The organism is Bacteroides acidifaciens, assembly GCF_024623065.1.
Classification (GTDB): domain Bacteria; phylum Bacteroidota; class Bacteroidia; order Bacteroidales; family Bacteroidaceae; genus Bacteroides; species Bacteroides acidifaciens.
In genome coordinates this window covers 1-25,032 of record NZ_JANJZR010000040.1, presented here as the reverse complement: position 1 = coordinate 25,032, position 25,032 = coordinate 1, and the positions used below count along the sequence as shown (strand labels likewise).

The following is a 25,032-nucleotide window of genomic DNA, read 5'->3' as shown; positions in this document are numbered from 1 at the left end:
TGGTTTTTTTCATCCGCAAATATACATGATTATTGGTAAAAAAGAGATGCAGATGCCATATTATCTTTTCGATTGTGTTATTTTTGCTCCATGTTAATAGAGATGGTTACAAAAATATGATACGTATATTACATACTGCCGACTGGCATCTCGGACAAACCTTCTTCGGTTATGACCGTGCCGGAGAGCATGAGGCTTTTTTGAACTGGCTGGCAGAAGAAATTCGTCAGAAAGAGATTGATGCATTGGTTATAGCCGGAGATGTTTTTGATGTTTCCAATCCTTCGGCTGCATCTCAAAGCATGTATTACCGCTTTATTTACCGGATGACGGCTGAGAATCCGAACCTGCAAATAGTGATTGTTGCCGGCAACCATGATTCGGCGGCACGTCTGGAAGCTCCCATGCCTTTATTGCAAGCTATGAGGACAGAAGTCAGAGGGGTAGTGCGCAAACAGGAAGGTGGAGAGATAGATTACGATCATCTGTGTGTGGAACTGAAGAACCGGATGGGGGAAGTTGAATTGCTTTGCATGGCTGTTCCTTTCTTGCGCCAGGGAGATTACCCGGCAGTGGAGACAGAAGGTAATCAGTATGCAGAGGGAGTACGTGAACTTTATACGCAGCTCTTGCAAAGATTGTGGAAGCGAAGAAAAGCAAATCAGTCGATTCTCGCCATCGGTCATCTGCAGGCTACCGGTTCGGAAATTGCAGAGAAAGATTATAGTGAACGTACGGTGATTGGAGGTTTGGAATGTGTGTCGCCAGATGCATTTTCCGAACAGATAGCTTATACGGCATTGGGGCATATTCATAAAGCTCAGCGGGTATCCGGTCGGGAGAATGTACGTTATGCAGGAAGTCCTATCCCGATGTCTTTTGCAGAGAAACATTACCGTCATGGAGTGGTGATGGTGACTTTTGATGATGGTTGTGCGGTAGATATTGAGCGGCTCGAATGTCCGAAGTCAATACCTTTGATAAGCGTACCGAATGGAGAACCTGCATTGCCGGAAGTTGTATTGGAAGCATTGAAAGAACTGCCGGCAGTAGAGGGCATAGCTCCTTATTTGGAAGTAAAAGTATTGTTAGAAGAGCCGGAACCTATGCTCCGGCAGGAAATAGAGGAAGCTTTGGCAGACAAAAACTACCGGTTGGCACGTATTGTCTCTACTTATCGTGGTGATGAGGGAAATGCAGAAAAAGAAGAGGTGGAGTGGAAAAGAGGACTGCAAGAAATGTCTCCTTTACAGATAGCACAATCTACATTTGAGAAGATTTATCAGGCAGAAATGCCGGAGGAGTTGACAGAATTATTTCAGGAGGCCTATTTGGCTGCCACCCATAAAGAAGAGGAAGACGAAAAATGAAAATATTAGCCATACGATTAAAGAATCTAACCTCGATAGAGGGAGCTGTGGAAGTCGATTTTACATCAGAACCGTTACATTCTGCGGGAATATTCGCTATTTCGGGACCTACAGGAGCAGGAAAGTCTACCTTATTAGACGCATTGTGTCTGGCATTATATGATAAAGCCCCCCGGTTTGCCAGTTCGGCAGAAAGTGTGAATTTGGCAGATGTAGGAGATAATCAGATAAACCAGTCCGATGTCAGAAACCTGCTGCGTCGGGGAACGAGTGACGGTTATGCGGAAGTTGATTTTTTAGGGATAGACGGGCATCGTTACCGTTCTCATTGGTCGGTGAGACGGACAAGAAATAAGGTGAACGGTTCTTTGCAGCCACAAACATTGGAAGTGAAAGATTTGGATACAGAGAAAGAATATCAAGGTACCAAGAAAGAACTGTTGGCTCAATTGGTCAGGTTAATCGGTCTGACGTATGAACAGTTTACCCGTACCGTATTGTTGGCTCAGAATGACTTTGCCACCTTTTTGAAGTCGAAAGGAGCTGCGAAGGCGGAATTGCTGGAAAAACTGACAGGGACAGCCGTTTATTCGCGAATCTCCCAAGAAATATTCGCTCGGAATAAGGCAGCGCAAGAAGAAGTCACTTTGGTTCATAATAAAATGAGCGTGATTGAACTGATACCGGAAGAGGAGCAGCTTGCCTTGCAGAAAGAAAAAGAATTATTGGTTGAAAAGCGTGTAGAAGGCATTAAACTGCTGGAAGAGCAGAATAAACAACTAAATGTTGTCCGTTCATTAAAAATGCAGGAAGAACTTCAAAAGAAGAAACAAGAAGAAGCACAAGGGGAACAGGTGAAGTTGAAAGGAACTATGGAAAGACTTGTTTTGCAAGAAGAAGGACTGGTGCGTTTTAAGACCCAATGGGAAGCTATACAACCCGATTTGAAGAAAGCACGTCAGTTGGATGTGCAGATACAGTCGCAACAGGATGGATATGTACAGGCACAACAGATGTTGCAGGCAGCCCGCGGGCAGGTAGCTGAACAGGAAAAGAAGACGCGAATGGCTGCAGAACACTTGCAGTCATCTTGTCAATCTCTGAATCGCTTGTTGAATCATACGGGAGTGGAAGAGCCTATGCAACTTGAACAAGTGGAGATAATCTTGCGGCAGGAAGAAGAAAAATTAAATATCGGAATAAAGGCAAACGAAGAACGGTTGGAACGATTGAATTCTTTTGGCTATCCGTCATTGGCAGAAGAGCAGGTGAAGTTGCAGAAAGAATGGACGCGTCAGCAGAATATCCGGCAGCTTACCGAAACGCAGGCGAAAGCAAAAACTGAGATTGAAAGATTGGAGAAAGAAACAGCAGCTTGTTTCAAGCAACTGGCAGAGCAGGAGAGCACTTTGAAAACCATTCAGCGGCTTTATGAAAATGCCCGTATGGCGGTTGGAAAAGATGTGAAGGCACTGCGTCGGCAATTGCAGGAGGGCGAAGCCTGTCCAGTTTGCGGCAGTACATCGCATCCTTATCATCGGGAACAAGAGGTGGTAGATACTCTTTTTAAGAACATCGAGCTGGAATATAATACTGCCGTAGCGGCGTGCCGGCAGACAAACAACCGGAGCATCGCTTTACAGCGTGATTTGGCGCATCAAAAGACAATTGAAGGACAGGTGCGCGTTCAATTGGCAACATTGCAGAAGGAAGGTCTTGATGCAGGCAGCGCAGAACAGATACAGCATCGTTTGGAAGAACTGGCAAGGCTGATTCTGGAATACCGCAATCTATATGCAGAATGGCAACACTGTGACGAAGCAGTAAAGAAGATGCGTGCTCATTGTGAGGCTCTGCGTGAAAATGTCTCCCTCTGTCGCTTGACAATGCAAAAAGTATCGTCTGCCAAAGAACAGTTGGCTACTTTGCAAAATGTAGTCACTGCCGAGCAGAAACGGTTTGCAACGATAGAGAGCACATTGAATGTCCTTCGTCAGGAACGTTCGGTCTTATTAAAAGGAAAGAGTGCCGATGAAGCCGAAGCAGCCGTGGCGAGAAAGGAGAAAGAACTGAATCTGGCATTGGAGCAAGCGCGCAAGGAAGTAGAATCCGTTCAAAACCGCCTTTCGGGCTTGCATGGGGAAATGAAACAGATAGCTTTGGCCGTTGAAGAGTTGCAAGAGCAACACAAACAGATTGAATCTCCCGAACAACTTCCCGAAACTATCAGGCGACAACAGGACGAAAATCTCAATACAGAACGAAGTCTTTCCGCTATTGAAGCCCGTTTGCTGCAACAGATAAAGAATAAGGCAACAATGGAAATGATTGCTAAAGAACTGTCGGAGAAACAATCAGTAGCCGAGCGTTGGGCAAAACTAAATAAGCTGATTGGAAGCGCAGACGGGGCGAAGTTCAAGGTTATCGCGCAGGGTTATACTTTGAATCTGTTACTGCTTCATGCCAACAAACATTTGTCTTACCTATCCAAACGCTATAAATTGCAGCAAGTTCCCGGCACATTGGCGCTTCAGGTCATAGACTGTGACATGTGTGATGAGGTGCGGACTGTATATTCCCTCTCCGGGGGCGAATCATTCTTGATTTCCCTTGCATTGGCATTAGGGCTGTCTTCTTTATCCGGCAATAATCTGAAAGTGGAATCCCTCTTTATTGATGAAGGATTCGGTTCTTTGGATGCGGAAAGTTTGCGGACAGCTATGGAAGCGTTGGAACAACTGCAAATGCAGGGAAGAAAGATCGGAGTCATTTCTCATGTCCAAGAGATGAGTGAACGGATTTCTGTCCAGGTACAGGTACATAAAAAGGTAAACGGGAAGAGTGTGCTTACCGTCGTAGGGTAAGCACCGTTATTTCCGGCCATGCGCCGAAACGGAAAGGCAATCCTACATAGCCGATTCCTACGTTGACATACAAACCGCGTGTACCTTCCAGGTACATTCCACTCCATTCGGGATAAATATAAACGGAAGGAGAGTAGTCTCCGAATTGAAGTTGCATGGCATGGGTATGTCCTGCCAGCATTAGGTCCACGTCCGATTCGGGAAGTACTTCCCGTCTCCAGTGTGTCGGATTGTGACTTAACAGTATTTGGAACATGCCCTCAGTACCCGCTTTTGCTCCGGTGAGATCACCATGTTGGGAGAAAGGAGGCTCGCCTTCGTTTTCTACTCCGATAAGTGCGATGCTGTCATTTCCTTGAACTAGAAACGTATGCGAGTTATTCAATAACTTCCATCCCATAGCAGCCTGTCTTTGTTCTAAATCAATCAGGTTTTCATCTTGTTCCTGTTTGCTTTTCCAACGGAAATAAGGACCATAATCATGGTTCCCTAATATGGAGTAAACACCATCCTTGGCTTTCAATCGTGCCAGGATTTCCTGAAATCCATCTAGTTCTACTGCTCGATGGTTTACCAAGTCTCCGGTGAAAACGATAAGGTCGGGCTGTTGGGCATTCACCAGCTCCACCATTCGTTCGATGGCAGAAGCGTTTCCTATCCAACTGCCGATATGTATGTCTGAAAGTTGCACAATACGATATCCGTCGAAAGCTTGGGGAAGCCGGGAAGAAGAGTAGGTGGCTTCCTTGACTTCAAACCGGCTGCGTCCGACGGACGAACCGTAGAGAATCATAATGATGCAGATGACGGCTAATGTCACTCCGGTATATATAAACGGAGTACGTGGCATCCGGAGCCATTTATGGAAAGGCATCCCAACGACGGTGCAGAGAGCCAGTAATAGTTTGGGAGCTGAAAATAGGAAAAAGAAGACGGAGAACCATCCGATATCCCGTGTATGGCTCTCGGAAAACTGATTGTTGGCGAAAAATACCAGATATAGCACTCCCGCAATACTAAGGACACTTGGTATCCAATAGAGGATACGCAGCCACCGCTTTGCTGTGAGCCGGACGATAAAACGCAGATACAAGTAAATATCCGGTAGAATCAGTAGTAATAACAAGAATATGAATAAGCGTTGTAACATGCTGAACTCTTTGGTTAATATATTTTAGGTTGTTATAGTCTATATCAGCTCATTTAATTCGCGTAAGTTCTTTTTGATTTCGTGGATACGATTCAAGAACTTCTTGCGGTAAATCCATAGAATCAGTCCGAGTCCGCCACCCCATAGCAAGAAGAAAAAGATCATCATTCCCATCCCGTATTGCCACACCTGCCAGTAGATAAATGAAAGTATAGCCAGTATCAGAAGAAAGGCGATGGCAAACAACCGTTCTCTGATAGTCCACCGGTGAATGCGGTTGACACGGCTTATCACTTCTACAAGTGGCATTTCGTCTATTTGAGTCCGTTGGAGAAAACGGGTGGTGACGATGTCCCAGCAAAGTGCCGGAATCCAGGCGAGAAGAATGATGACGTAGATCGGATTCAACCGGTTGTGTAACAGTACTTCCGCCAAAAACAAGATTAATATCGGCAGAGAAATCAGAATCAGTTTGATATTCAGACTGGCAATGGCATGGATACCTTTGCCGGCATGTGCTATCAGCTTCGAAAGTTCTTCCTCCTTGATAAGCACCTTGTCTTTCAAGTGCTCATCAAGTACATTCCAGGATTTTTTCAGTTCTTCCAATTCCATATATCTTATTCCTCCTTTTTCATTCTTTTAAGTTTATCCTTGATACGGCTTAGCTTGGTCGCTACGTTCGTAACGGTTAGTCCGGTGATTTCCGCGATTTCCTCATAACTCTTATCCTCAAGATAGAGCAGGATTATTGATTTGTCGAGTTGTCCCAGTTGGTTAATCATCCGATAGAGCTGCCTTAGCATTTCATTGAGCGGATCATGTGTTTCGACGGTCCGGTCTATTTCTCCGGTGAGGCTGACGATTTCCGGCACATTCTTTTCTTTTCGATAAAAGCTGATACAGGTATTAAGGGCAATGCGGTAAATCCATGTAGAGATTTTACATTCCTTTCTGAATTTAGGAAAAGCTTTCCAAAGGTTCAGTATCACGTCCTGATATAGGTCGTTAAGAGGAGCATTTGGGGTGGCATACAGATAGCACACTTTGTAGATTACCCGTTCGTATTCGTGGATAACCGACAGGAATTCTTGCTCAATAAGGTTGTTTGCCTCTGTTGTTCGTTCTCTCATGGAGTTTATGATTGCTATTGTAAATTGGCTGCCAGGAATTTACGGATTTTTTCCACGCTTTTTCCCCGGCGGCGGGCGTAATCTTCGAGCTGGTCTTCTCCAATCTTTCCGACGGAGAAGTACTTGGCAGACGGGTGGGCAAACATAAGTCCGCAAACGGAAGCGTGCGGATACATGGCTCCGTTCTCAGTCAGCGAAATACCTATTTGCTTCATGTCCAGCAGTTCGTCCAGCAGGAAGTTGACGGACTGATCGGGCAAAGAGGGGTAGCCGACGGCAGGGCGAATACCTTGATATTTCTCGACCAATAAATCCGCTATGCCCAGATTTTCTTCTTTGGCATATCCCCATGCTTCTTTACGTACATATTCGTGCATCTTTTCCGTAGCAGCTTCTGCCAGTCGGTCGGAGAGGGTTTGTACAAGCAAGTGTTTATACGGGTCCTGTTCATACAGTCCTTCCATGTCCGCATCAATAGAAGAGGCAAAAGCTCCTATGGTATCCGGGATACCGGAAGATAACGGACGGATGAAGTCACTCAGGCAAACGAAAGGACTACCGTCTCTTTGGGGCGTCTGCTGGCGAAGCAAGGGAAAGGTGATAAATTGGTCTTTTCCCTTTTCAATCAGCAGATTATCCCCGTCAGAATTTGCCTTGCAGAGTTTGAAGATTGTTTTCACTTCATAATCTCGGTCGAGAGAGTCCAACATCCGGTTGGCTTCTTTGAATAGTTGCATGGCCTCGGAAGCTTTGCTGCGCTCTTCTTCGGGAAAGGTAGTCAGCCACGAAGCACGGCAGACGTCACATCCGTGAATGTTGGCGATGGCTGCAAAACGTGGCTGGAACCCCCATGCGTGGAAAAAGTAAATCCAGTTGATGTAGGGAGTGACTGTATGTATTTTATAAGATAAAATGGTACTCATGGTTCTGTTGAAGGCGAGCTGCTGTTTATCTGAATCTTAATTCCTGTCCGCGATAAGTCTCATCTATTTCTCCGTTGTTATATAACAGATGTCCGTTTGCGAATGTTTTCTCTACCTTCCAATTGAATGTATGGCCTTCCAGCGGGCTCCATTTGCATTTACTTAAGATGCAGTCTGTGGTAACGGTCCATTCGGAGTCGGGGCGTACCAATACCAGGTCGGCCTGATAGCCTTTGCGGATGAATCCCCTGTTGCGTATCTCATACATCTGTGCGGGAGCATGAGCCATTTTTTCTACCACTTTCTCGATGGTAAACACTCCTTTATCTGCCAATTCCAACATGCTGACTAGCGAGAACTGAATCATCGGCATTCCGGACATTGCCTTTAATGCACCGCCTTCTTTTTCACTAAGCAAGTGTGGAGCATGATCGGTTGCGATGGCATCAATCAGACCGCTGTTGACAGCCTCTTGCAAGGCTTTCCGGTCTTGTGCAGTCTTGATGGCAGGGTTACATTTAATGCGGGCACCCAATGTCTGATAATCTTCTTCCGTAAAGAGTAGATGGGAAACGCAGGCTTCTGCCGTAATTCTTTTTTGTGCCAGAGGAGCGTTGGAAAACAGACTCAACTCTTTAGCGGTGGAAATATGCATGATGTGCAGGCGGGCATTTGTTTCCCGTGCCAGTTGCACAGCCAGTTCGGACGAACGATAGCAAGCCTCTTCCGAACGGAGAAGCGGATGAAGAGCCAGAGGTACATCGTCTCCGTATTCTTTCTTATATTTATCCGTATTTTCTTTGATAATTCCCTGGTCTTCGCAATGGGCGGCGATAAGCAGATCGGTTCCGCCGAATATATTACGCAGGCTGGCCATCCGGTCTACCAGCATATTGCCGGTGCTTGAACCCATAAATAACTTCACGCCACAAACCCGGTGTTTATCCAGTTGTGCAAACTGGGTATAGTTAGTATTTGTTGCTCCGAAATAGCAGGAATAGTTGACTGCTGATTTCTCACCTAGTAGGGTGAATTTCTCTTCCAAAGCCTCCAGCGTCGTAGTCTGCGGGGTTGTATTGGGCATGTCCATGATGGAAGTGACCCCTCCTGCTGCAGCGGCATGGCTTTCGGTGGTAATATCTGCTTTATGAGTCAGTCCGGGATCACGGAAATGAACATGTTCGTCGATGACACCCGGCAGGAGATAACACCCGCTTGCATCAATGACTTCGTCACAAGGGGAAGCTGCTTTTTCTTCACCCACCAGTATTTCGGCTATCTTTTCATTTTCAATGACTACTGAACCCAGTACTTTTCTTCCTTCGTTAACAATAACGGCATTTTGAATCAGTGTACGTTTCATGACTTTTGCGGGAATTTATGGAACCAACTATTTACTTTTAATTTAATCACACCAAATATGGCCTCTCCAAAGATGCTGCTATTCATCTTGGAAGTGCCCAATTCGCGATTGATAAAGATTACGGGAACTTCAATGATTTTGAATCCGCATTTGTAAGCGGTGAACTTCATTTCAATCTGAAAAGCATATCCCTTAAAACGGATATGATCCAAATCGATTGTTTCCAATACCTGACGACGGTAACAGACGAATCCGGCGGTGGTGTCGTGTACGGGAATCCCCGTGATAAGTCTCACATACTTGGAGGCAAAATACGACATCAACACCCGTCCCATCGGCCAGTTCACTACGTTCACTCCGCTGATGTAGCGGGAGCCGATGGATACATCCCCACCCTGTTCCGAACAAGCCTGATACAAACGGGGTAAATCGTTCGGATTATGGCTGAAGTCGGCATCCATTTCGAAGATGTACTCGTAGGCATGTTCCAGTGCCCATTTGAAACCGGTGATATAGGCAGTGCCCAATCCCAGTTTCCCTTTGCGCTCAATCATAAAAAGCCGTTCGGGAAATTCTTGTTGCAAGGTTTTTACGATGGCTGCCGTTCCGTCCGGAGAGCCGTCTTCTATGACCAGGATATGGAATGTCTTGGTGAGTCCGAAAACGGCTCGGATGATATTTTCTATGTTCTCCCGTTCGTTGTAGGTAGGGATAATTACGATGCTGTCCGATGTCTGCATATAAATAGTATAAAATTTAGAAACAAAAGTAGCTTTTTTCCTTTAGTTATGGATAGAACTAAGGATTATTTAACGTGGAGGCACGTCCGTATGTGCCGCACAATGGTGTTTAAGGTATTAATGGATGTGCCCGTAAGTATTAACGGAAAACTTCTTCCTTATTAATAGTAAGCTTCTTCGTTGCCGTTATCAGACTTTCCGACGGGCAACTGTCAACTATAAACGCAACCTTTGTTTTTATAAACGAAGCCTTTGATTATAAAAACGAAGCTTGTGTTTTTATAAATGAAAGCTTTGTTTATAGTTTGATGGCAGTAAATCGGAATTTCACTACGGATAAATCGGAAGTTTACTATTAACAGACGGCAACTTTTCTATTAATACCTGATGTGTCAACAAGCGGTTGCCGACGAGTGGGTATGAGACATCTTGTATGTTAAAACAGGATAAATAATTTCTTGCAGAATGATAAATGTGAAAAAATACCGTACTTTTGAAACTGTTAATGATTGCTTAACTGTTTGACAGCATGAAATGTGAGACCATATATATCGCTTTAATCGGACTTGTCCTTGCCGCATGCAATGGCGATGTCTTTGTGGACGATTATCTGCCACACGGTGCGGCAACCGTTCTGATGTCGGAGGACAACCGGACGGCAGAGATTACTTTCACTTCCGACAACTGGGAGGAAGAAAAATACAGTCTGCTTTTCGGAGACAATCTGCCCGCGATAGTCATTCCGGATATAATCAATCAAGAGAAGCCCATACTTGGGAATACGAAAATACCTTTTGGCATCAAACAGCAATACATAGCGGCAGATGTGGATAAGGATAAGGCAGTAGAGGTGAAAATAGATGCGCATGATAAGAGGAAGGTGGTTGTCTACAATTACCTTGAACGGTATGAAATCCCTCTCAAGGTATATGCGTCCAATCCGATAACGGGTGGCAAGCGCGAATTCAGTGCTTTTCTTTACAGTCAGAGCTATATAAATTATTTAATTTTCAAGGAAAAGATGGAGTCTGAACAATATGATTAAGTTCCGAATATTTCCGCTTGTGCTCTCGGCAGCCTTATCGGTCGCTTCGCTTTCCGCGTCCGAAGCCGACACCGTTTCACGGAAGGTGATACATGCGCTTAGTGTCGATTTCCGTCCGGCGTACGTTTTTCCTACGCACGATTTCTTTAGAGGCGTCAATCGTACGGGAAACAGCATCAACTCCACTCTTTCGGGACATCTGAAGTATGGCTTCAAGTTCTCGCCCGATACGGAAACGGGTAGGAGATATCCGTATGCTGTACAGGGCATCGGTGTAGCTTACAACACCTACCATAATACTGCCGAAGTGGGCAATCCGCTTGCCGTCTACGTCTTTCAGACATCAAAGATTGCCGACATTACTTCCCGTCTGTCGTTCGACTACGAATGGAATTTCGGCGCGTCGTTCGGATGGAAGAAGTTTGATAAGCTCGACAACCCGTACAACGAGGTAGTGGGATCGAAAATCAATGCCTACATCAATCTGGGTTTTCTGCTCAACTGGCGGATTTCATCACACACCTATCTGCGTGCCGGTGTAGGTATGTCACACTATTCAAACGGAAACACCCGTTATCCGAACTCGGGAGTCAACACCTTGGGAGCATCGGTAGGCGTCACTCACTTCTTGGGCGACCGTGAAGAGCCCCATCGCACGCATTCTGTCGGACGGCAGCTCCGGACGCCTTTCAGAAAATTCGTAAGTTACGACCTTGTCGTTTACGGTGCCACACGGAAGAAAGGCATTTGGCCCGAAGGCGCGAACCCGCTGATGGTGCCGGGCTCTTTTGGTATCATCGGACTCAATTTCAATCCTCTTTACAACTTCAACAAATATTTCCGGGCGGGCGTGTCCTTGGATTTGCAATACGATGAAAGCGCCAACATCATGAAGCACATAGCCAACGAGTATATCCCTTCCAATCCTGAAGAGGTGAAATTCTATCGTCCCGCTTTCAAAGAACAGTTTTCGGCAGGACTCTCGGCGCGTGCGGAAATCGTGATGCCCATTTTCTCCATCAACTTGGGCATTGGCAAGAATTTCTTCTGCCAAGGTGCCGATACAAACGCTTTCTATCAGACCTTTGTGCTGAAAACAACCCTGACGAAGAACGTTTTTATACATACCGGCTATCAGTTGTATGACTTCAGATACCCCAACAACTTGATGTTGGGACTTGGCTTCAGATTCAATGCAAAGTGACGAATGGAGACGTTAGAGTGACAGGATGGAGAAACGGTTTGGATTTTTTTTGTACTTTTGCGCGTAATTTTTTGAATGAGGTATGACAATAACTGAATTGCAACGGCAATATGCCGCCCACCCCAATATGGCAGTAATGAAGCGCTTGTTGAAGGACACTTCCGCTCAAACTATCTTTTGTGGTGGACTATGCGCGTCCGCCGCTTCTCTTTTTTCTTCCGTATTGGTGCAAGAGGGTGGCTGCCCGTTTGTCTTTATTTTGGGCGACCTTGAAGAAGCCGGCTATTTTTATCATGACTTGACGCAGATATTGGGCACGGAAAAGGTGCTGTTCTTTCCATCTTCCTTCCGTCGCTCTATTAAATATGGACAAAAAGACGCAGCGAATGAGATTCTGCGTACGGAAGTATTGAGCCGCTTGCAAAAGGGAGAGGAAGGATTGTGCATCGTCACGTATCCGGATGCGTTGGCGGAGAAGGTGGTGTCCCGAAAGGAATTGAGTGACAAAACCCTGAAACTGAATGTTGGCGAGAAAGTGGACACCGCTTTTATCACGGATGTGTTGCATAGTTATGGTTTCGAATACGTAGACTATGTATATGAACCGGGGCAATATGCCGTTCGCGGCAGCATTATCGACGTTTTCTCTTTTGCTTCGGAATATCCTTATCGTATCGACTTCTTTGGCGATGAAGTAGAAAGTATCCGTACCTTTGAAGTGGAGTCCCAATTATCCCGCGAGAAGAAAAGTGGAGTGTCTATTGTTCCCGATTTAGCAGTGACGGGAGACGTGACAACTTCCTTTCTGGATTTTATCCCGAAAGATACAGCTTTGGCAATGCGCGATTTTCTTTGGTTGCGTGAACGAATCCAGGTGGTGCATGACGAGGCGTTGACTCCCCAGGCAATAGCTGTCCAGGAAGCCGAAGAGAATGGAGGCATTACATTGGAGGGAAAATTGATAGACGGCAGCGAGTTTACTGCACGTGCACTCGATTTCCGCCGATTGGAATTTGGGAACAAACCAACCGGAACGCCGAATGCCAGTGTTACTTTCAATACATCTGCCCAACCCATCTTTCATAAGAATTTCGATTTGGTAGCTTCTTCCTTCAAAGATTATTTGGAAAAAGGTTATTCGCTATATATCTGTAGTGACAGTATGAAGCAGACAGATCGTATCAAGGCTATTTTTGAAGACCGGGGCGATCAGATTAATTTTACTCCCGTAGAGCGTACCATACACGAAGGGTTTGTAGATAACACACTACGGCTTTGTATCTTCACAGATCATCAGCTGTTTGACCGTTTCCATAAATATAATCTGAAAAGTGATAAAGCCCGTTCGGGAAAAGTGGCACTGTCCTTAAAAGAACTGAACCAGTTTACTCCGGGAGATTATGTGGTGCATACCGATCATGGTATCGGGCGTTTTTCCGGTTTGGTGCGTATACCGAATGGTGATACTACGCAGGAGGTTTTGAAACTGGTGTTTCAGAATGAAGATGTAGTGTTCGTTTCCATTCATTCACTGCATAAAGTTTCCAAATACAAAGGTAAGGAGGGAGAGGCTCCCCGACTTAATAAATTAGGTACAGGGGCATGGGAAAAACTGAAAGAACGTACGAAGAGTAAAATCAAGGATATTGCCCGCGATTTGATAAAATTGTATTCGCAGCGTCGTCAGGAAAAAGGGTTCTCTTATAGCCCCGATAGTTTCTTGCAGCGTGAGTTGGAAGCATCCTTTATTTATGAAGATACCCCGGATCAGAGTAAGGCGACGATTGATGTCAAAGCGGATATGGAAAGTGACCGCCCGATGGACCGCCTGGTCTGTGGAGATGTAGGATTTGGAAAAACAGAAGTTGCGATCCGTGCCGCTTTCAAAGCCGTTGCCGATAATAAACAAGTGGCCGTTCTGGTTCCGACAACGGTGCTTGCTTACCAGCATTTCCAGACATTCCGCGAACGTCTGAAAGGACTGCCATGCCGGGTGGAATATTTAAGCCGCGCACGTACTGCCGCACAAACCAAAGCTGTATTGAAAGGACTGAAGGATGGAGATGTCGGTATTCTGATAGGTACCCATCGTATCTTAGGCAAGGATGTCCGGTTTAAAGACTTGGGACTGCTGATTGTTGACGAAGAACAGAAATTCGGAGTTTCCGTAAAAGAAAAGTTGCGTCAGTTGAAGGTGAATGTAGATACACTGACAATGACTGCTACTCCGATTCCCCGTACCCTTCAATTCTCGTTGATGGGCGCGCGTGATTTGAGCGTGATTTCCACTCCGCCGCCCAACCGCTATCCGATTCAGACCGAAGTGCATACTTTTAATGAAGAAGTGATAACGGATGCCATCAATTTTGAGATGAGCCGCAACGGGCAGGTCTTTTTCGTCAATAACCGGATTGCGAACTTGCCGGAACTGAAAGCAATGATCGAGCGCCATATTCCGGATTGCCGTGTAGTAATCGGACACGGGCAGATGGAACCGGCAGAACTGGAGAAAATTATTCTGGATTTTGTCAACTATGACTATGACGTGCTCTTGGCAACCACAATCATCGAAAGTGGTATCGATATTCCGAATGCAAATACCATCATTATTAATCAGGCGCAAAACTTCGGCTTGAGTGATCTTCACCAGATGCGTGGACGGGTAGGGCGTAGTAACAAGAAAGCATTCTGTTATCTGTTGGCTCCTCCGTTGAGCAGTTTGACCACCGAAGGGAAACGACGTCTTCAAGCGATTGAAAACTTTAGTGATTTGGGAAGTGGTATTCATATTGCCATGCAGGATTTGGACATTCGTGGAGCCGGAAATTTGCTTGGAGCTGAGCAAAGTGGGTTTGTCGCTGATTTGGGATATGAGACATATCAGAAGATTCTGACCGAAGCTGTCCGTGAGTTGAAAACAGACGAATTTGCAGAACTGTATGCTGATGAAATAAAAGGTGAAGGACAAATTAGTGGAGAAGAATTTGTAGAGGAGTGTCAGGTAGAAAGTGACCTCGAACTTTTATTGCCTGCCAACTATGTAACCGGCAGCAGCGAACGTATGTTGCTTTATCGTGAACTCGATGGACTGACATTGGATAAGGATGTGGAGGCTTTCCGCTCTCGCTTGGAAGACCGCTTCGGTCCGGTTCCGCCTGAAACGCAGGAGTTGTTGCGTATTGTACCTCTCCGCCGTCTCGCAGCACGTCTGGGAGCAGAGAAGATTTTCCTGAAAGGCGGACGAATGACCTTGTTCTTTGTATCCAATCCGGATAGTCCGTTCTACCAGAGCCAGGCTTTCGGTAAGGTGATAGACTATATGATGAAATATACCCGTCGTTGCGATTTGAGGGAACAGAATGGAAAACGGAGTATGCTGATCAAGGATGTGTTGAATGTAGAGACAGCAGTCGGTGTGCTGCAAGAGATTGTGGCATTGCCGGTAAAAGATAAATAGACAGACAATTCTGTCTATTTATCTTTTACCTCTGACTTTGTTTCTTTCTACTTCTTTTCCTTTTCCATATAATTTGTCTATCAAGTCCGAACGCCCGATTCGTCTCAATTCATTGATAATGTTCTTGCGTTCTTCCGGCTTATACCAAAAGAAGAATTGCCGTTGAGCTAGTTTCTCCCGTTGGGTCTTAGCACTGAATACTGGTTCCAAGGTGTACGGATGGAACCCCGTATACCATGTTTCGGTGGCTACAGTCATCGGAGTGGGAGTGAAGTCCTGCACTTGTTCCAGGTGAAAGTCCAAGCGTTTGGTGATAACGGCGAGTTCTGCCATATCTTCTTCCTTACAACCCGGGTGTGAAGAGATAAAATAAGGAATCAGTTGCTGGCGCAGATTCTCTTCCCTATTAATTCGGTCGAATATCTTCTTGAATGTCTCAAATTGCTCGAAAGAAGGTTTGCGCATTATCGACAATACACGTGCACTAGTATGTTCGGGAGCCACTTTCAGCCGACCGCTAACGTGATTGACAATCAGCTCACGGGTATATTCGGCGGTACTGCGGTTGATGGCTGCATCTTTACTCTGATGAAGCAGCAGATCATAACGTACTCCACTGCCGATAAAAGATTTCTTAATACCGGGTAAAGCATCTACCGCATGATAAATATCCAATAATGGGCGATGGTCGGTATTTAGATTCGGGCAAACTTTCGGATGGATGCATGACGGTCGTTTGCATTTTCTACAGATAGATTCATCTTTCCCTTTCATCTGATACATATTGGCGGAAGGACCACCCAAGTCACTTAAATATCCTTTGAAGTCCGGCAACTGGATAACCTCTTTTATTTCTTTTAGAATAGACTCTTTACTACGGCTGACAATAAACTTTCCCTGATGAGCGGAAATGGTGCAGAACGCACAACCACCAAAGCATCCCCGATGAATATTGATGGAAAACTTAATCATATCATAGGCGGGAATCCGCTTTCCCTTATATTTAGGATGCGGCAGGCGGGTATATGGCAAATCGAAAGAACGGTCCAGTTCTTCCTGGCTCATCGGTGGATAAGGGGGATTGACTATTACTATCTTGTTTCCGACGGCTTGTGTGATACGTGCAGCAGCATATTTATTGGACTCTTCTTCAATGTGCCGGAAATTGCTCGCGTGTTTCTTCTTATCCGTCAGGCATTCTTCGTGTGAATAGAGCCGGATATCTTCCGCATCGGAAATCCACTCTGTCTCACGGCAGAGATAGGCTGTCTGCGGGATTGTTCCAATAATCTTTTTAAAGTCATTGGTCGTTAATGACGCTTCTTTTGTGGGAAGTAAACTTTTCATTTTCCGGGTTAAGTCTACAATCGGCTTTTCACCCATTCCATAAATGAGTAAGTCCGCACCACTATCACATAAAATGCTTTTTTGTATCTTGTCCTGCCAGTAGTCATAATGGCTTAACCGTCTCATGCTGGCTTCAATGCCGCCTAAGATAACGGGAACATCGGGATAAAGTCTTTTCAGAATTTGACTGTAGACAGTAGAAGGGTAGTCCGGACGCATATCCGGACGACCGTCCGGGGTATATGCATCCTCACTACGCAGCCGTTTGTTGGCGGTATATTTGTTTACCATCGAGTCCATGCATCCGCCGGAAATGCCAAAGAACAGGCGGGGACGTCCCAACTTCTTGAAGTCACGCAGGTCATCACGCCAGTTGGGTTGAGGTACGATGGCTATTTTCAAACCTTCTGCTTCGAGAATACGCCCGATAACGGCAGCGCCAAAAGATGGATGGTCCACATAAGCATCCGCGCTGAAGAGAATGACATCCAGTTCATTCCATCCGCGAAGTTCTACTTCTTTCTTTGTAGTGGGTAACCAGTCGGTCAATCGATATTCTTTCATGCCGCAAAGATAAGGATAATAAAAAACATCCCAATGATTTTTTTATTCATTGGGATGTTTAACTTCAATCATTAGGATGTTTTTTCAAAACTTCTTATTGATTGTGAACTCTAATGTCATTTGTTCTCCGTCGTAGATTTCGCGGAAACCGATACCTTGCTCGGAAAGATATTCTTTCAAATTCTGGAATGCATCGGTATGGTTCATAATAATCTCTATCGTTTCACCGGGAGAAGTGTCACACATGGCTTTGATTGCTGGAATCAGCGGGCTGTAAGCTGTCGTTCCGCGAGTATCTACCGTAATCATCGTTACTCCTCTACTTCCGTTTTCGGACTGGAAAGCCAGGTAAGATAAAGTTTTATAAGCTGCTGCAAACCGAATGCCTTCATATTATTGTGATAAATCACATCGATACAAAGGTCCAGCAAGTCTTTGCTGTCTTCTTCCTGACTGGCGATAAGGGAGCGGATATTTAGTTTCAACTTATCCAGAACTGCTTCATCTACAATACCGTTACTGTCGATAAGATGGCGGAACAGGGTATATTTCTCAATCGTTCTCAAGTTCTCGTTAGATACTTCTATGCTGCGTGTACCGCTGGGATTTGCTTGTATGGTATACATCGTTTTTTAGTTTAAGGGTTATTACAGTAGCAAAGATAGAATATAAAATGAGAAACAGATTAAAAAATGGGATATTTTTTATTTCTGTGTAAAGAATCCCAATATGCCTGCCATAATAGTTGCCCGGTCAGCTTCCGACTGGATACTTTCGAATGGGAAACCTAATATGAAAGTGCGGTAGTTTCCTTTGTAGGCGATGCCTGCGCTTTGGTTGCCTGGAGCATAAGTAAATACGGGAAAAGCAGTATCTACCGGAACGATACAATCCGGTGCAGGAACAGCATAACTGTTCTCGTTGGGCACACGTGGAATAGTAATCGTGCGTCCCAATCCATTGATACGGTTTGAAGTCTTATCTGTCAAGCTACTTTGGTAACCATATTTTAAAGTTCTTTCCGTAAATTCCCGGTTTCCTTGCGTTCCGCTCATATCGCTTCCCACATAGGCGCCACTGACAAATAGATTACCTCCAGACTGGCAATAGCTGGTGATAATCCGTTGCATAGCCGAAGAGAATGTTTTGTAATAAGCTTTACTTGCGGGGTCTTCTTTTTCCAGCCCTAGGATATAATCTACTATCGGATATTCTTCCAACGTAACCAATCCGTTTTCTACTGCTTCGTCACTGCATGACACAAAACTATATTTGCCGGCTGCCTGAATTGCCTTTCCGTGAATGAAAGGATAATCAAATGTATTCCCTGCTATTTTCATTCCTTCCAATTCATTACCGCTATGTCCCAGACTGCCTTGTCCTTCTTTTCCGGCTTGTGTACGGTCAAAGTCTGTTTGTGCTCCGCAAAATGAGATGTTTGATATATACGGAACTCCGGGATCTTGTGATAAATCGAATCCTGCTCTATCAGAAGTATTGATGACCGCCGGACCGCTGATTCTGTCAAAGCCATTGATGATTAATACCTTTTCCTGTTCACGTTTGGCTTTATAAGCGGAAAGGATTTCGGAGGGAAAACTTTCCCCGCCGCGGTTTACGGCAGTTACCTTAAATGAATAAACGAGCCCCGGTTCTATTTTAACGGTGTGGGACGTTTGGCTGACTAAAGTTCCATTGTCGAAGCCTCCATAACCGATGCGCGTATATACAATGTATTCCCGTGGACGGGCAGTAGGCTCTTGCGGATCATCCTCACCTTTCCAAGACAGTTCCAGCGTATTCTTCTTTTTTCCGAAACGGACAGAAAAATTGCTCACAGGCAAAGGTTGCACTACATATTCTTTGTCATGCTGGCTGGTAATGAATTGCAAGATACCTTTGTAAATGGCACGTCCCACGGTAAACTTGAAGTTCGGATCATGTCCTAACTGCATATCGGCAAAGTTCTGATGAGAAAGTAATTCGATAATCGTAGAGGGAGTAGCGGGAAGCCGTGTCTCGCTATAATTCCGGTTCCACATGCTTCGGCGTGTCCAGGGTAGGTTATAGCTCGAATGGATATCTTTCTGAATTTGGGAGAGCAGAATATCCGTTAAGTCGCGTGACGCATACCGGTCTGTTCCTGTGTTCAACTTGCCATTATTGAAGTCGGTCGTGTAAATGCCGAGTGAACCAATCAACTCGTCTGTTTTACTGCATCCTGCGTCACTATGGAGTGCCATTGTCAGTTCTAACGGCACACGCAACCCCGGTCGGTTCGGGTTATAAACGGAACCACCTGATAAATAATTGATGGTATTGGAACGTGTATTGATATCATCTACATAATCATTTTCACCTTTGCGTCCGGCATATACATCATAAGGCATTCCTGCCCATTGTGCCGAGTAACGTGCTCCTTCCAGATAACGAGGTAGTCCGCTGAGCTTTCCCCCTCGGGAAATATTTCCCATTCCCCCGCCAAAACGTACCGCGTCGGCACATACTACACCATGTTCGCTACTTTCGTTGCTTAGTATAACCATGCCGTAGTCATTATTTCCCTTGTCAAATTCGAAAGAGCCAAGATAAACCCATGTGCCGCCACCTATTTTCTGATTTACCTTAAATTCCGTAACTCCACCGTTATGGAAAACGAGGTACTTGGCGTCGCTTACACTATTCGGCAATGTCTGATAAGAAACGTAAACGGCATATTCGCCTGTTGCCGGCAGGGTAGGTACCCATTCGGCAAATACCTGGTCCTTATTCTTCTTTTTCTTTCTTTCGGTGGAGATAAAACGGCAGGTTCCGTCGCTGAACGGATTTTCTCCATCCCTATAAATCGTTTTCTTTAGAGCGAATCCTTTTACAGGAGCCGTTGCCCACTTCGCTTTTTTGCTTCCTACTTCCAGATAAAGAGAAGCGTCAGGCGTATCGTTGTCCACAATGATTTCATTCTTTTGCGTGTCCCGTTCGCGGGGAGTATAAACGATAGCACCTGCGTTTTCCAGCATGGGAATCACATAAGGAAGTACGAAAGACTGGGTGAACAAATCTTCTGTGCTACAGAACAGGCGGGGGCGTTGCCATCCCCATTCGTTCTTGTCATTCTTGAAATAGTTGCCATGGCTTTGCCAGATTGCGATGTGACGGTCTTGTAATCCACGTGAAATATCATTCGGGCGTGAGATGTTTTTTACCCAGGGGGCTCCTTTATAATCCACGTTCAGGGACATTCGTCCCTTGTCCTTTTTCTTGTTCCGGTAGAAATTAGGAACCAGTTCCTCAATGGGCTTTCCGTCCGCATAAATCATCAATTGGTAATAGTGGACGGGGCCCGGGAGTAATTCTTTCACCTGGTTATAAATTGTCTCTACGGTTTCCGGCCGGAAAGGTTGATAAGCGAAACTCTCCGAGGTATAGACGGTAATTGTCTTACGGTCATAATTTATATCAATACTATTCAGCTTTGGAGTGCTGATTTTGGCTGTTGCGGTATATTTGCCGAAATAATCCGTTAATCTTTCTTTTACATTCCTTTCAATATCTTGAGCGAAAAGAAAATTAGCACTTACAGTAAGGCATAGAAGAAACACTATTATCTTTTTCATTATTCATTGCTTTTGTTCTCATTTTCACTGTGATGAATTATCCTGCAAAAATAAACAAAAAAAGAGTGAGAAGTATTCAAACTTCCCACTCTTCTTTCATTGTTTTATATTCTCTTAATTAAGAATGATTTTCCTTATAGTGGAATATACTCCACGAATGCTTCCATTGCTTCGTAGGAAGCCAGTCCTAATTTGTCATACAAAGTGGCTGTACCACGATTGCGGTCTTCACTACGTTGCCAGAACAAACGTTCGTCATTGCCCAAGAACGGAGCGCTTTCCATCTGAGACTGATGTTTCAGGATAGAGTTACGTTTTGCACGGAGTTCTTCCGGACTGATGGGCACTGCCATTTCAATATTTTCAATTTCCCATTCAGCCCATGCGCCACGATACATCCAGATACGGCAGTCTTTCAGCCATTTTGCACCCTCTTCTTTTTCGAGGTCGATAGCGGCAAAAACAGCATCCGTACACACACGGTGTGTTCCATGCGGGTCGGCAAGGTCGCCGGCTACGAATATCTGATGAGGCTTCACTTCGCGGAGCAGGTTCCGTACGATTTCTACGTCTGCCTCGCTGATAGGATTCTTCTGAATCTTACCTGTTTCGTAGAATGGCAGGTCGAGGAAGTGGCATCGTTCCAATGGTATATTGTTATAAGTGCAGGCCGTACGGGCTTCACCACGACGAATCAGTCCTTTGATAGTCAGAATGTCACGACTGTCCATATCACCATCTTTCTTGTTCTTTAGGAAGTTGCGTATTTCTGCATACTTCTCATTGATAACCTGATCTTCACTATTGTTGAAAAGTTGGTTGAAGCCATTGATGAAATGCATGAAACGAACCACTTCTTCATCACCTACGGCGATATTGCCGGAAGTCTCGTAAGCTACATGTACTTCATGTTTTTGCTCTACCAGGCGGCGGAGCGTTCCACCCATAGAGATCACATCATCATCCGGGTGCGGAGAGAAGATAATCACACGCTTCGGGAATGGTTTGGCGCGTTCGGGACGATAAGTATCATCGGCATTCGGTTTGCCACCCGGCCATCCGGTGATGGTGTGCTGCAAATCATTGAAAATCTTGATATTTACATTGTATGCAGAACCATAAAGTGCCAATAGTTCACTCAAACCGTTTTCGTTATAGTCCTTATTTGTCAATTTCAAGATCGGTTTGCCGGTCAACTGGCATAACCAGACGATAGCGCTACGGATCAGTTTGTCATTCCACTCGCAGGAAGTTACCAGCCACGGACGTTGAATACGTGTCAAGTTCATAGCTGCCGAAAGGTCGAGAGCTACATGGGCGTTGTTGTGCGTTTGCAGATAAGATGCAGGAATTGTGTCAGTGATGGCACCTTCCACACACTCTTTAATCATGGCTGCCTTGTTTTCACCCCACGCAAGCAGATAAACTTTCTTTGCACCGAGAATGGTAGCTACCCCCATCGTAATAGAACTGATGGGAGTATTATCCATAGTTCCGAAAATCTTGGCTGCTTCATTGCGTGATGCATTATCCAACAAAATCAGACGAGTGGTAGAGTTCAGACGTGAACCCGGTTCGTTGAATGCGATATTACCTACACGACCGATACCTAGCAAAGCAATATCGATACCGCCGAAGCTTTCGATACGTTGTTCGTACAGACGGCAATATTCAAAGATAGTATCTTTGGCAATGCTTCCATCCGGAGTGAATATGTTCTGCTTGTCGATGTCAATATGATCCAGCAGCATATTCTTCAATGCGTTGAAGTTACTGTTGACAGCGTCGGGCGACAACGGATAATATTCGTACATGTTAAATACGATCACGTTACGGAAGCTGAGTCCTTCTTCCTTGTGCATGCGGATAAGTTCCGTATATACGTGTCTGGGTGAATCGCCGCCAGGCAGTGCCAATACGCAGAAACGTCCTGCTTTTTGTTTTTCGCGGATGGTCTGTGCTATTTCGCGAGCAATGTAGTTAGCGCCTTCTTCTACAGATTCATAGATGTCTGTGGGGATTTTCTCGAGTCTTGTCAAGACTGATTTTTCAAATGCATTCTCCGGTCTGTAGTATCTGGGGGAGACCCGGTGGAGACTGATTTGAGAACTAAGATTTGTTTTCATAAAGTTGTTAATTAAGTTATGTAAGATTAGCGTCCTTACGACTGTATTTTCACGACAAAGATACAAAAGAAGTCTATATTATTAATTACCTGCTTCAAGGTATTGTTGCTGTTTTAATCCGTTTTTAACATTTGTTTTGTAGCATATTCTATAGATGAAATTCATCGGCATCTTTCCAGACCGGAAACTTTTCTCTGAATTGGTTGAGAGCAGTGAGATTTACACTGACTGTCGTTATTCCTTCCTTTCCATCTGGAAATGAGCCGATTTCTTCTCCGAAAGCGGAGTAGACTTTACTTCCTCCATTATATGCAAGTTGGTATCTGTCTATACCTACTCTGTTGACACCGCATACATAGCATTGATTTTCTAAAGCTCGTGCTCGGAGTAGAGTATCCCAAACCAGACGGCGGGGGATAGGCCAGTTGGCTACATATATCAAAAGGTCGTACTCGTTGCCTATGTTTCGGCTCCATACAGGGAAACGAAGGTCATAGCAAACCAGCAGGCAGATATTCCATCCGTGATAGGGGATGATGAGTCGTTTATCACCGGCTGAAAAGTGTTCGGCTTCCCGTCCCATACGAAACAGATGTCGTTTGTCATAATAGAACTCTTCTCCTTCCGGTGTCAGAAAGAACGCACGGTTAAAAAACTGTTCGTTCTCTGTTGCTATATAGCTTCCGCAAATGGCTAGCTGGAATTTGGCGGCCCATTGTTTGAGTGTTGTAATTGTTTCTCCGGAATTTGGCTCTGCCAGTATTTTACTCTGCATACTGAATCCGGTAGAAAACATCTCCGGTAAAACAACAATCTCCGTTATTCCGCGAAGACTTTGCAGCTTTTCGTGGAGCAAACGGAGATTTTCTTGTTTATTTTCCCAAACAATATCAGTTTGTATGATAGAAATACGGATAGACTCCATGATAACTAAGTATTATACTTAATACCTAATACTTAAATCATATTTCTCCAAGAGCAAAATTCTCCGGATGTTTTCCTTTGAAATCCTTGAAGTAAAGTTTGATTTCTCTCATGTCCTTATTAATATCTCCTGACGGCATGATAGCTTTTGTTGCCGAAATCGTTTTTTTGCTGTAATCAATACCAATCAGGACGATAGGAACCTGTGCTTTCAAGGCTATAAAATAAAAGCCTTTTTTCCAGTTTGGATTCGCTTTACGGGTTCCTTCGGGAGTGATAGCCAAATTAAACTTTTTATATTCGGCAAATTTATGAACCATCTGATCTACTAGCGAAGTTTTTCGACTGCGGTCGACGGGAATTCCGCCAACTGCTTTGAAAAAAACTCCAAGCGGAAAGAAAAACCATTCTTTTTTCATCATGAAACTTGTCTTACGGCCTATAGCACCATAAAATAGTTTTCCAATAAATAAATCAAGGTTTGTAGTGTGTGGAGCGGCACATATCACGCATTTATCATAATTAGGCACCGTAACGTTTGTCTTCCACCCTAACAGGCGGTAATAGATAAAGCTATAAATTGCTTTTTTCATTCTGTTGTTAGTTCAATTTCCCTATAGCTTCAATAATCTCGTTTACCTTTGCATTAAAATCAGCACGGAATTTCTTATAAAAACCTTTCACGTTGCCCGGTTCTGTGTGGCTGATGCGAGTAACAAATTCATCCTGCATCTTCAGTACCTCTGCCATCAGTTCATCTGCTTTCACCTTGTCTGTACCAGGGATGAACATATTGTTGATTAAACACTCGGTGAATAATTCTCCTGCGATATAGTTTACGTTCTTTTTGAGTTCTCTTCTACTTGCCATAATCTTTACATTTAATGGTGAATAATAAAAAATACTTGCGGTAAAGATAGGCACTTTCTTTGATTTGGGCGAATTATACGGGGAAAAAATAAGATAAGGGAGTTTTTTAATATCTTTTTTATATGTATATAAACATTTCTTTATTGTGGTATTAAATCAAAGTATGGGATATATGATATGAATTAAATTTAGACGTTATTGAATGGAATTTGTCCTGATATTGTATAATGGTATGAATATGTGGAGAATTTTATTTATTTCTTTTAGTAGATGACAAAATTTAAATTTATGCTGTTAAACATCTAATTTTTAAGTGATTAAATTTGCGAAAGTCCCTG

Annotated in this window: 19 protein-coding genes; 5 read left to right on the top strand and 14 right to left on the bottom strand. The window is 44.5% G+C overall.

Annotated elements, in window-relative coordinates:
• The first annotated feature begins 116 nt into the window (after positions 1-116).
• Positions 117-1,370: an exonuclease SbcCD subunit D C-terminal domain-containing protein gene (locus NSB03_RS12470; protein ID WP_024987669.1), complete on the top strand. Its 1,254-nt coding sequence runs from the start codon at positions 117-119 to the stop codon at positions 1,368-1,370.
• Positions 1,367-4,234, top strand: coding sequence for an AAA family ATPase (locus NSB03_RS12465; protein WP_024987668.1), 2,868 nt, complete (start codon positions 1,367-1,369; stop codon positions 4,232-4,234). Before NSB03_RS12470 ends, NSB03_RS12465 begins: the two co-directional genes overlap by 4 nt.
• Here NSB03_RS12465 and NSB03_RS12460 read toward each other — a convergent pair.
• The 6 genes from NSB03_RS12460 to NSB03_RS12435 are packed head-to-tail and all read right to left on the bottom strand — an operon-like array spanning position 4,218 to position 9,543.
• Positions 4,218-5,384: a metallophosphoesterase gene (locus NSB03_RS12460; protein ID WP_024987667.1), complete on the bottom strand. Its 1,167-nt coding sequence runs from the start codon at positions 5,382-5,384 to the stop codon at positions 4,218-4,220. The genes NSB03_RS12465 and NSB03_RS12460 overlap by 17 nt on opposite strands.
• A 39-nt stretch (positions 5,385-5,423) precedes the next feature.
• The gene (locus NSB03_RS20985) at positions 5,424-5,999 is read right to left on the bottom strand and encodes a hypothetical protein (protein ID WP_024987666.1); all 576 of its coding nucleotides are present in this window, start codon (positions 5,997-5,999) and stop codon (positions 5,424-5,426) included.
• 5 nt (positions 6,000-6,004) lie between these two features.
• The gene (locus tag NSB03_RS12450) at positions 6,005-6,517 is read right to left on the bottom strand and encodes an RNA polymerase sigma factor (RefSeq protein WP_024987665.1); all 513 of its coding nucleotides are present in this window, start codon (positions 6,515-6,517) and stop codon (positions 6,005-6,007) included.
• Positions 6,518-6,531: 14 nt separating this feature from the next.
• Positions 6,532-7,440 (bottom strand): vitamin B12 dependent-methionine synthase activation domain-containing protein, encoded by a 909-nt coding sequence (locus tag NSB03_RS12445; protein WP_135038873.1) that lies wholly within the window; start codon positions 7,438-7,440, stop codon positions 6,532-6,534.
• Between the two features lie 25 nt (positions 7,441-7,465).
• The gene (locus tag NSB03_RS12440) at positions 7,466-8,803 is read right to left on the bottom strand and encodes a dihydroorotase (RefSeq protein ID WP_024987664.1); all 1,338 of its coding nucleotides are present in this window, start codon (positions 8,801-8,803) and stop codon (positions 7,466-7,468) included.
• A complete protein-coding gene (locus tag NSB03_RS12435; RefSeq protein ID WP_065538318.1) occupies positions 8,800-9,543 on the bottom strand; it encodes a polyprenol monophosphomannose synthase in 744 nt (247 codons plus the stop codon). The genes NSB03_RS12440 and NSB03_RS12435 overlap by 4 nt, the downstream gene beginning before the upstream one ends.
• Positions 9,544-10,072: 529 nt before the next feature.
• On the opposite strand from NSB03_RS12435, the gene NSB03_RS12430 reads away from it, so the two are divergent.
• From NSB03_RS12430 to mfd, 3 genes are all read left to right on the top strand, one after another.
• Complete coding sequence (locus NSB03_RS12430; RefSeq protein ID WP_024987663.1) at positions 10,073-10,588, top strand: hypothetical protein; 516 nt, start codon at positions 10,073-10,075, stop codon at positions 10,586-10,588.
• Positions 10,581-11,792 (top strand): acyloxyacyl hydrolase, encoded by a 1,212-nt coding sequence (locus NSB03_RS12425; protein ID WP_128824372.1) that lies wholly within the window; start codon positions 10,581-10,583, stop codon positions 11,790-11,792. Before NSB03_RS12430 ends, NSB03_RS12425 begins: the two co-directional genes overlap by 8 nt.
• Positions 11,793-11,874: 82 nt before the next feature.
• Positions 11,875-15,249, top strand: coding sequence for a transcription-repair coupling factor (gene mfd, locus NSB03_RS12420; RefSeq protein ID WP_257466419.1), 3,375 nt, complete (start codon positions 11,875-11,877; stop codon positions 15,247-15,249).
• Between the two features lie 18 nt (positions 15,250-15,267).
• On the opposite strand, the gene NSB03_RS12415 is transcribed toward mfd, so the two are convergent.
• From NSB03_RS12415 to NSB03_RS12380, 8 genes are all read right to left on the bottom strand, one after another.
• Positions 15,268-17,160: a YgiQ family radical SAM protein gene (locus tag NSB03_RS12415; protein WP_121765287.1), complete on the bottom strand. Its 1,893-nt coding sequence runs from the start codon at positions 17,158-17,160 to the stop codon at positions 15,268-15,270.
• An 84-nt stretch (positions 17,161-17,244) separates the two neighbouring features.
• Positions 17,245-17,469: a sulfurtransferase TusA family protein gene (locus NSB03_RS12410; RefSeq protein ID WP_024987661.1), complete on the bottom strand. Its 225-nt coding sequence runs from the start codon at positions 17,467-17,469 to the stop codon at positions 17,245-17,247.
• Positions 17,470-17,471: 2 nt separating this feature from the next.
• A complete protein-coding gene (locus tag NSB03_RS12405) occupies positions 17,472-17,786 on the bottom strand; it encodes a DUF8442 family protein (RefSeq protein ID WP_120466380.1) in 315 nt (104 codons plus the stop codon).
• Positions 17,787-17,864: 78 nt separating this feature from the next.
• Positions 17,865-20,774: a golvesin C-terminal-like domain-containing protein gene (locus NSB03_RS12400; RefSeq protein ID WP_024987660.1), complete on the bottom strand. Its 2,910-nt coding sequence runs from the start codon at positions 20,772-20,774 to the stop codon at positions 17,865-17,867.
• A 134-nt stretch (positions 20,775-20,908) separates the two neighbouring features.
• Complete coding sequence (locus tag NSB03_RS12395; protein ID WP_135038860.1) at positions 20,909-22,900, bottom strand: glucosamine-6-phosphate deaminase; 1,992 nt, start codon at positions 22,898-22,900, stop codon at positions 20,909-20,911.
• 148 nt (positions 22,901-23,048) lie between these two features.
• Positions 23,049-23,825: an amidohydrolase gene (locus tag NSB03_RS12390; RefSeq protein WP_024988830.1), complete on the bottom strand. Its 777-nt coding sequence runs from the start codon at positions 23,823-23,825 to the stop codon at positions 23,049-23,051.
• 37 nt (positions 23,826-23,862) lie between these two features.
• On the bottom strand, positions 23,863-24,417 hold the full coding sequence (locus NSB03_RS12385; protein ID WP_024988831.1) for a 1-acyl-sn-glycerol-3-phosphate acyltransferase: 555 nt from the start codon (positions 24,415-24,417) through the stop codon (positions 23,863-23,865).
• Positions 24,418-24,424: 7 nt separating this feature from the next.
• Positions 24,425-24,694, bottom strand: a complete 270-nt coding sequence (locus NSB03_RS12380; RefSeq protein ID WP_024988832.1) for a hypothetical protein — start codon at positions 24,692-24,694, stop codon at positions 24,425-24,427.
• Positions 24,695-25,032 lie beyond the last annotated feature (338 nt).

Bases quoted from the DNA above. Each gene is read 5' to 3' on its own strand.
- NSB03_RS12390 (WP_024988830.1), bottom strand. From the start codon at position 23,825: ATGGAGTCTATCCGTATTTCTATCATACAAACTGATATTGTTTGGGAA.
- NSB03_RS12460 (WP_024987667.1), bottom strand. From the start codon at position 5,384: ATGTTACAACGCTTATTCATATTCTTGTTATTACTACTGATTCTACCG.
- NSB03_RS12425 (WP_128824372.1), top strand. From the start codon at position 10,581: ATGATTAAGTTCCGAATATTTCCGCTTGTGCTCTCGGCAGCCTTATCG.
- NSB03_RS12465 (WP_024987668.1), top strand. From the start codon at position 1,367: ATGAAAATATTAGCCATACGATTAAAGAATCTAACCTCGATAGAGGGA.
- NSB03_RS12470 (WP_024987669.1), top strand. From the start codon at position 117: ATGATACGTATATTACATACTGCCGACTGGCATCTCGGACAAACCTTC.
- NSB03_RS12395 (WP_135038860.1), bottom strand. From the start codon at position 22,900: ATGAAAACAAATCTTAGTTCTCAAATCAGTCTCCACCGGGTCTCCCCC.
- mfd (WP_257466419.1), top strand. From the start codon at position 11,875: ATGACAATAACTGAATTGCAACGGCAATATGCCGCCCACCCCAATATG.
- NSB03_RS12435 (WP_065538318.1), bottom strand. From the start codon at position 9,543: ATGCAGACATCGGACAGCATCGTAATTATCCCTACCTACAACGAACGG.
- NSB03_RS12400 (WP_024987660.1), bottom strand. From the start codon at position 20,774: ATGAAAAAGATAATAGTGTTTCTTCTATGCCTTACTGTAAGTGCTAAT.
- NSB03_RS12445 (WP_135038873.1), bottom strand. From the start codon at position 7,440: ATGAGTACCATTTTATCTTATAAAATACATACAGTCACTCCCTACATC.
- NSB03_RS12430 (WP_024987663.1), top strand. From the start codon at position 10,073: ATGAAATGTGAGACCATATATATCGCTTTAATCGGACTTGTCCTTGCC.
- NSB03_RS12385 (WP_024988831.1), bottom strand. From the start codon at position 24,417: ATGAAAAAAGCAATTTATAGCTTTATCTATTACCGCCTGTTAGGGTGG.
- NSB03_RS12440 (WP_024987664.1), bottom strand. From the start codon at position 8,803: ATGAAACGTACACTGATTCAAAATGCCGTTATTGTTAACGAAGGAAGA.
- NSB03_RS12405 (WP_120466380.1), bottom strand. From the start codon at position 17,786: ATGTATACCATACAAGCAAATCCCAGCGGTACACGCAGCATAGAAGTA.
- NSB03_RS12450 (WP_024987665.1), bottom strand. From the start codon at position 6,517: ATGAGAGAACGAACAACAGAGGCAAACAACCTTATTGAGCAAGAATTC.
- NSB03_RS12380 (WP_024988832.1), bottom strand. From the start codon at position 24,694: ATGGCAAGTAGAAGAGAACTCAAAAAGAACGTAAACTATATCGCAGGA.
- NSB03_RS12415 (WP_121765287.1), bottom strand. From the start codon at position 17,160: ATGAAAGAATATCGATTGACCGACTGGTTACCCACTACAAAGAAAGAA.
- NSB03_RS12410 (WP_024987661.1), bottom strand. From the start codon at position 17,469: ATGATTACGGTAGATACTCGCGGAACGACAGCTTACAGCCCGCTGATT.
- NSB03_RS20985 (WP_024987666.1), bottom strand. From the start codon at position 5,999: ATGGAATTGGAAGAACTGAAAAAATCCTGGAATGTACTTGATGAGCAC.